The organism is Edaphosphingomonas laterariae, assembly GCF_900188165.1.
Classification (GTDB): domain Bacteria; phylum Pseudomonadota; class Alphaproteobacteria; order Sphingomonadales; family Sphingomonadaceae; genus Sphingomonas_E; species Sphingomonas_E laterariae.
The window spans coordinates 35940-43121 of the sequence record NZ_FZOS01000029.1 but is presented as its reverse complement, the minus strand read 5'-3'; the positions used below and the strand labels follow the sequence as shown (position 1 = coordinate 43121).

6 protein-coding genes are annotated in these 7182 nt (G+C 64.4%); 5 read left to right on the top strand and 1 reads right to left on the bottom strand.

The window, feature by feature from the left end; translation table 11 throughout:
* The first annotated feature begins 105 nt into the window (after positions 1-105).
* From CHB74_RS17830 to CHB74_RS17810, 5 genes are all read left to right on the top strand, one after another.
* Positions 106-2430 carry a TonB-dependent receptor gene (locus CHB74_RS17830; RefSeq protein ID WP_089220888.1) on the top strand — a complete coding sequence of 775 codons (2325 nt, stop codon included), beginning with the start codon at positions 106-108 and terminating at the stop codon, positions 2428-2430.
* 50 nt (positions 2431-2480) lie between these two features.
* Complete coding sequence (locus CHB74_RS17825) at positions 2481-4157, top strand: arylsulfatase (protein ID WP_089220887.1); 1677 nt, start codon at positions 2481-2483, stop codon at positions 4155-4157.
* An 89-nt stretch (positions 4158-4246) separates the two neighbouring features.
* A complete protein-coding gene (locus tag CHB74_RS17820; RefSeq protein WP_089220886.1) occupies positions 4247-4588 on the top strand; it encodes an ArsR/SmtB family transcription factor in 342 nt (113 codons plus the stop codon).
* Positions 4585-5091, top strand: a complete 507-nt coding sequence (locus CHB74_RS17815) for an SRPBCC family protein (RefSeq protein WP_089220885.1) — start codon at positions 4585-4587, stop codon at positions 5089-5091. Before CHB74_RS17820 ends, CHB74_RS17815 begins: the two co-directional genes overlap by 4 nt.
* Before the next feature lie 59 nt (positions 5092-5150).
* A complete protein-coding gene (locus tag CHB74_RS17810; RefSeq protein WP_218821462.1) occupies positions 5151-6056 on the top strand; it encodes a DUF2268 domain-containing putative Zn-dependent protease in 906 nt (301 codons plus the stop codon).
* 45 nt (positions 6057-6101) lie between these two features.
* Here the strand turns inward: CHB74_RS17810 and CHB74_RS17805 are convergent, their stop codons facing one another.
* Positions 6102-7112: an aldo/keto reductase gene (locus tag CHB74_RS17805; RefSeq protein WP_089220883.1), complete on the bottom strand. Its 1011-nt coding sequence runs from the start codon at positions 7110-7112 to the stop codon at positions 6102-6104.
* Positions 7113-7182 lie beyond the last annotated feature (70 nt).

Here is a 7182-nt window from a genome sequence, read left to right as displayed (position 1 = left end):
TCCGACACGCCGATCCGCTCGCCCAACGCTGCCTCCCAAAAGCAGCCTTGAATCAATCCAGAGTCACGCCGTCAAGCTTTGTCCACGACGCCTAGTGCGGCGGTGATGGCCATCCCGGCCGCCGCTCAGGAACAGCCCCCGGCACCGGCACCGGCACCGGCAGCCGAAAGGACGGCGCGCACCGCCGTCGATACCGGCGACACGATCGTCGTCACCGCGCGGCGGCGCACCGAACGCGCGCAGGACGTGCCGATCGCCCTGACCGCGCTGAACGACGAACAGGTGGCCGTTCCCGGCACCATGGGGCTGACGCAGGTGGCGCAGCTGGCGCCCAGCCTGCAGATCACCGCGACCAACGCACGGCAGACGAACATTAATATTCGCGGGCTCGGCGCGACCCCGGCCTTTGCCAGCCTGGGCGTGGAATATGGCGTCGGCATCTATGTCGATCAGGTCTATTACAGCCGCCCCACGCAGGCGGCGTTCGACCTGTATGATCTGGAACGGCTGGAGGTGCTGCGCGGCCCGCAGGGGACGTTGTTCGGCAAGAACACCACCGCCGGCGCGATCAACATCACGACGCGCGCGCCATCCTTCGATCCCGAGGTTCGTGGCGAACTGAGCATCGGCAATTACCAGCTGACCCAGTTGCGCGCGAGCGGAAGCGCGCCGATCACCGACACCCTGGCGGTGCGGGTGAGCGTGACCGACACGATCCGCGACAAGGGATTCAGCGTCAATGTTCGCGATGGATCGCGCAAGAATGATCTGCGCAGCTTTTCGGTGCGCGGGCAGTTGCTGTTCAAGCCGACCGACAATTTCTCGCTGCGGCTGATCGCCGACCATAGCGATCTGCAGCAGGATTGCTGCATCGGTTCGATGACGACGGTGCGCCAGACGCGGCTTGATGGATCGGCCGTGCCCAACGATTTCTACGCCCGCGCGGCACGCTTCGGCTACACGCCGCTGCCGATCGATCCGTTCGCCCGCAAGCTCGATCTCAACCGGCCACTCGGCCTGAAGGTCAAGACCGACGGTATTAGCGGCATTGCCGATCTCGATCTGGGCAGCGCCACGATCACGTCGGTCACGGCCTGGCGTTCGCTGTCCTACACGCCGGAGATCGACGCCGACACCATCGGCCTCGACATCTTCACCGATGCCGGCATCTACGAAAAGCAGGAGCAGTTCAGCCAGGAGCTGCGGATCGCGTCGAACGACGGCGATACGATCGATTATGTCGCCGGCCTCTATTATTTCTCGCAGCGGATCGACGACAAGATCTTCACGAAATACGGGCCGGACGCGGCCTTGTGGATCATCGGGCCGGCGATGGGCAGCACGCAGGCATCGGCCGGCGCGCAGGCCGCGCTCAACGGCCTGTTCGTCGACGGCACGGCGCGCGCCGATACCAAGAGCTATGCGGCGTTCGGCCAGCTCATCTGGCACATTGCCGAGGGTTTCGACCTGACCGGCGGCCTGCGTTACACCTATGAGAAGAAGGACGGTTTCTTCGAACAGGTGCAGCGTGGGCCGACGCTGACGCCGGGGCAGATCGCGATGGGCGCGCAGGCGATCCGCAACGCCTTCGGCCGCGATATTCCGCGCTATACGGCCAAGACCAGCGAGGACAATATTTCGGGCCTCTTGACCCTGTCCTACAAGTTCACGCCCGACGTGATGGCCTATGGCACCTATTCGCGCGGCTATAAGTCGGGTGGCCTCAACCTCAACGCGACGGGCGCGCCGCCCACCATCGCGCCCGAAAAGGTCGACAATTTCGAGGTCGGCATCAAATCCACGCTGCTTGACCGGCGGTTGACGCTGAACCTGTCGGCCTTCTCGACCGAGATCCATAATTATCAGAGCCAGCAGATCGACACCGCCGTCGCGCTGACCGCCTATATCGCCAATGTCGGCACCGTGCGTTCGCGCGGGCTGGAGGCGGACGCGACCTTGCGGCTGGTGCCCGGGCTCAGCCTGTTCGCGTCGGGCAGCTATATCGACGCGACCTACCGCAATTTCGAGAATGCGCCGTGCCCGATCGAATATTCGGTGCCGGTGTGCGATCTGAGCGGGCGTTCGCTGCCGGGCGTTTCCAAATATTCGGCGGCGGCGGGCGGCGAATATGCGGTCGGGCTGGACACGGATTCCGAAGCCTATTTCAACCTGAACTACAGCTATCGGTCCAAGTTCAACGCGACCTATAATCTGGCCGCCGATGCCGTGGTCGACGGCTATGGCCTGACCAACATCGCACTTGGCGTGCGATCGCCCGATGGCAATTGGGATGCGTCGATCTTCGCGCGCAACCTGTTCGACACCAAATATTTCAACACGATCGGGCCGGGCGCCTTCAATACCGGCCAGTATAGCGGCGGCACCGGCGATCCGCGCACTTATGGCATCACCCTGCGAACCAAAATCTGAAAACGCGCTGAAGCCGGCGAAAGAGGGCCGGCACGACGGGAGGATCGGCAATGAACCTGTTCAAGACGATGCTGGCGGCGACCGCGCTTGCCGGCATGGCAAGCCCCATGGCGATCGCGCCGGCGCAGGCGGCACCCGCCGCCCAGGCGGGCCGGCCCAACATCATCGTCGTCATCGTCGACGACATGGGCTTTTCCGATCTCGGCGCGTTCGGCAGCGAGATCCGCACCCCCAATCTCGACGCGCTGGCCACCAAGGGCGTGCGTTTCAGCAATTTCCACGCCACGCCGGTCTGCGCGCCGACGCGGGCGGAATTGCTGACCGGGGTGGACCATCACCAGACCGGGATCGGCAACTTTCCCGAACTGATTCAGGATAATCAGGCCGGCAGGCCGGGCTATGAGGGCTATCTGAACAACCGGGTGGTGACGATCGCCGAGCGTCTGCGCGACGCCGGCTACAAGACGATCCATTCGGGCAAATGGCATCTGGGCTATGACCCGGCGGCCAACCCGGCGGCGCGCGGGTTCGAACGGTCCTTCTCGATGCTCGGCGGCGGGCACAATCATTTCGGCACGGACAAGGATCGCAAGCGCCCCGATATGCCGAATGTCGGCCTCGTCTACACGCTCGACGGCAAGGCGGTGAGCATTCCCGATCAGTTTTATTCGACCGACTATTTTACCGATCGGCTGATCGATTTCCTGCCGGAAGCTGGCGATAAGCGGCCGTTCTTCGGCTATCTCGCGCTGACCGCGCCGCATTATCCGCTGCACGCGCTGCCGGAAGACATCAAGCGTTATGCCGGCAAATATGATGCCGGTTATGATGTGTTGCGCGAACAGCGGCTCGCCCGGCTGAAGTCGCTTAACTTGATTGCCCCCAATGTGGAGGCGCATGCGCCGACATCGCCGGATCGCTGGGCGGCGCTGCCCGATGACGTTAAGAAGGTCGAGGCACGCAAGATGGAAGTCTATGCGGCGATGGTCGATCGCGTGGACCAGAATATCGGCCGGCTGATGGCGGCGCTCAAGAAGCGCGGGCTCGACGAAAATACGGTGGTGATGTTCCTGTCGGACAATGGCCCGGAGGGCCACGAGCTCGACAAGTCGTTCATCATTCCCGAAGCGGGGAAGGCGATGCTCGCCAGCGCCGACAACCGGCTGGAATCGATCGGTTCGGCGCAGTCCTATGTGTGGTATGGGCCGAACTGGGCGGAGGCGGCGTCCGCGCCGTTCCGCAAATATAAGTCGTTCCCGACCGAGGGCGGCACGCGCGTGACGGCGTTCATCAGCTATCCCGCGCATCTGAGGGGCGGGATCGAAAGCAGCTATGTTTCGGTGCGCGACGTGGTGCCGACATTGCTGGATTATGCGGGCGTCCAAGCCGATCTTGCCCATTATAAGGGCAAGGATGTGATCGCCCCGCAGGGCATTTCCTTCGCCGCGCGGATTGCCCCCGGCGCGAAGGCCGAGGTTCTGCCGCCTGTGTTCGCCGCCGGCGAGATGTTCGGCCGCCGTTATGTGCGGCGCGGCAACTGGAAGGCGGTCCACATTCCGCCGCCCACCGGGTCGGGCCGCTGGCAACTGTTCGACATGGATAAGGATCCGGGTGAGGTCCATGATCTCAGCCGCGACAATCGCGAACTGCTCGCCGATCTGGTGAAGTCCTGGAACGTTTATGCGGCAGAGAAGGGCGTCGTGCCGCCGATCATTCCCGGCAACTGATCGCGGGATAGCGGGGCCGGCTTGATCACTGGCCCCGCGCGATACCGTTGGCTTTGACTGTATATGCATGATGGTGTATATGCACCATCATGCAATTCGATATGTTCCAGACCCTGGCCGATCCGACACGCCGCCGCGTGCTCGATGCGTTGAGCCACGGGGAGCGGCAGGTGAACGACCTCGTCGACGATGTGGGTATTCACCAATCGGGCGTATCCCGCCATCTGCGCATCCTGCACGAGGCCGGGTTCGTAGTCGTGCGGCCGGACGGGCAGCGGCGGCTCTATTCGCTGAAGCCCGATCCGTTCCGTGAACTGGATGACTGGCTGGCCAAATATCGCGGGCTTTGGGAGGCGCGGCTCGATCGCTTCGGTGCCGCGCTCGCCACCCGGCAGGCACAGAACGAAACGGATGAGGAGCCGGCAGTATGACCGACAGGATCGCGGCGAGCATCGTCATCGAGCGCACCTATAAGGCGACGGCCGAGGAGTTATGGGCGCTGTGGACGACCAGCGAGGGCTTTGCCTCCTGGTGGGGCCCGCAGGATTTTCGCGCCGACGTGCACAGGCTGGAAGCGCGGCTGGGCGGGGCGCTGCATTATGACATGGTGGCGGACACGCCCGAGATGGTGGCGGAGATGAAGGCGGTCGGCCAGCCGCCGAGCCACGAAACGCGCGGCACCTTCACCGAGTTCAGGCCCTATGAGCGGCTGGAACTGACCCACATCATCGATTTTCTGCCGGGCGTGGCGCCATATGACAGCACGATGCTGGTTGAGTTCTTTCCCCTGTCCGAAGGGCGGGTGCGGATGGTGGTGACGCTGAGCCCGATGCATGACGCCGCATTCACCGAAATGCAGCGTGAAGGCTTTACCAGCCAGTTGACCAAGCTGGACCGGCGTTATGGCTGGGAGGCGCCGGGCACGGCCGCCTGACACGTTCAGGCATGGCATTTTCAATGGCTTGCGACGAGCTGGCGGTTTATGCCAGGGGCATGAAACGCATCTTGCTTGCAGGCGTCATCGCCTTTGCCCTGACCGGCGCGGCACCGCGCGGGCCGGAGATTCACACCGAGGACGTTACCCGCTTCTATGCCGTATATGATGCGGCGGGCGGCACGCCGACGGCAACGCAGATCCAGCAGGACTATCTGGACAAGGGCACGGCGGGGCTGGCCGAGTTCGCGCGGCTACGCCGCTTCAGCGGTGAACGGATCGCGGCGGCGATTGCCGAGCGGCCGACGCTTTACGCCGATGCCCGGCGCTGCGCGGCGGTGTTGCCGGCGGTGAAGACGCGGCTGGCGCCGATGCTGGCCAAGCTGGGCACGCTCTATCCCGCGGCGATCTTTCCGCCGGTAACGGTGGCGGTGGGGCGTGGGCGGACAGCGGGCACGGCCAATGCATCGGGCGTGATGGTCGGGCTCGAATCACTGTGCGCCGTCGACTATTTCAACCCGGACATGGAGGAACGCTTCGTCCACCTGATCGGGCATGAATATGTGCACGTGCAGCAGCCCGGCGCGCAGGTGGAAGATCCCAACGAAACCGTGTTGCGCGCGGCGGTGATGGAAGGCGGGGCCGAGTTCATCGGCGAGCTGATGACCGGATCGGTGAGCTATATCAATCTGCACGAATGGGCCAGGGGCCGCGAGGCGGAGGTGGAGCGCGCGTTTGTTGCCGAACAGGATCAGACGGCACTGAAATCCCGCTGGATCTACAACGGCCGGGGCACCGCCGAATGGCCGGGTGATCTGGGCTATTGGGTGGGATATCGCATCGTTAAGGCTTATTATCAGCAGGCGCGCGACAAGCAGGCGGCGGTGCGCGACATCATCAAAATGCGCGATCCCAAGGCCTTTCTGGCGCAAAGCGGCTGGCGGCCGGGCATGCGGCTGGATTGACGGGTGCGGGGGAGGGCGGCGCGGGCCGCCCACTCCCCTTTGCGGTCAGGCGTCCGCCATTTCTTCCGGTAGCAATTCGGTGTCGATCGTCGCCTGCATGGCGGGCGAATAACGTGGGCCGGCCATGGCGCCGGGGGTGAAGATCGCATCGACCGCCGCGATGGTATCGGCGGAGAGCGCGACATGCGCGGCCGCGACGTCTTCTTCCAGATGGGCGATGCTGCGCGTGCCGGGGATCGGCACGATATCGTCCCCCTGCGCGAGCACCCAGCCAAGCGCGAGCTGGGCAGGCGTGATGCCCGAGCCGCGCGCTAAATCGCGGAAGCGGGCGAGCAGCGCGAGATTGCTGGAAAGCTGCGGTTCGACGAAGCGCGGCATGATCGCGCGGATATCATCCTCCTCATACCGATCATGCGCGATCGCGTCGGCAAGATAGCCGCGCGCGACGGGCGAAAAGGCGACGAAGCCTATGCCCAGTTCGCGGCAGGCATCGAGCACCGCCACTTCCGGGTTGCGGACGCAGGGCGAATATTCGCTCTGCACCGCCGCGATCGGGTGGACGGCATGGGCGCGTCGGATGGTGGCGGCGGATATTTCGGACAGGCCGAGCGCGCCGATCTTGCCGGCCTCCTTTGCGCGGGCGAGCGCCCCCACCGAATCCTCGATCGGAACCTGCGGATCGAGCCGGTGGAGATAATAGAGGTCGATATGATCGGTGCCGAGCCGGACGAGCGCCTGATCGAGCGTCTTCGCGATCGCTTCGGGGCGACCATTCAGCCCGCGTTCGCCGTCGAACACGTCCAGCACGCATTTGCTGGCGAGCGTGAACTCGTCCTTGCGGCGCATCACGCTCTTGCCGATCAGCCGTTCATTGCCGCCATAGCCGTAGAGCGCTGCGGTATCGAGGAAGGTGACGCCGAGATCGAGCGCGCGTTCGAGCAGGCGGATGCCATCGGCCTCGCTGGGCAGGCGGCCATAAGCATGGCTGAGGTTCATGCAGCCGAGCCCGATCGCCGAGACGGTGAAGGGGCCGATCCGTCGGGTGGGAAGCGTCATGCCGTGATCCTCGCCAATAACAGAACATCGCCGCCCCCCATGAAAGGGGACGGCGATGTTTGGCGCGGAA

What these genes read in the sequence shown, in the direction of transcription:
- CHB74_RS17830 (WP_089220888.1), top strand. Translation starts at nt 106, where the DNA reads ATGGCCATCCCGGCCGCCGCTCAGGAACAGCCCCCGGCACCGGCACCG.
- CHB74_RS17825 (WP_089220887.1), top strand. Translation starts at nt 2,481, where the DNA reads ATGAACCTGTTCAAGACGATGCTGGCGGCGACCGCGCTTGCCGGCATG.
- CHB74_RS17820 (WP_089220886.1), top strand. Translation starts at nt 4,247, where the DNA reads ATGCAATTCGATATGTTCCAGACCCTGGCCGATCCGACACGCCGCCGC.
- CHB74_RS17815 (WP_089220885.1), top strand. Translation starts at nt 4,585, where the DNA reads ATGACCGACAGGATCGCGGCGAGCATCGTCATCGAGCGCACCTATAAG.
- CHB74_RS17810 (WP_218821462.1), top strand. Translation starts at nt 5,151, where the DNA reads ATGAAACGCATCTTGCTTGCAGGCGTCATCGCCTTTGCCCTGACCGGC.
- CHB74_RS17805 (WP_089220883.1), bottom strand. Translation starts at nt 7,112, where the DNA reads ATGACGCTTCCCACCCGACGGATCGGCCCCTTCACCGTCTCGGCGATC.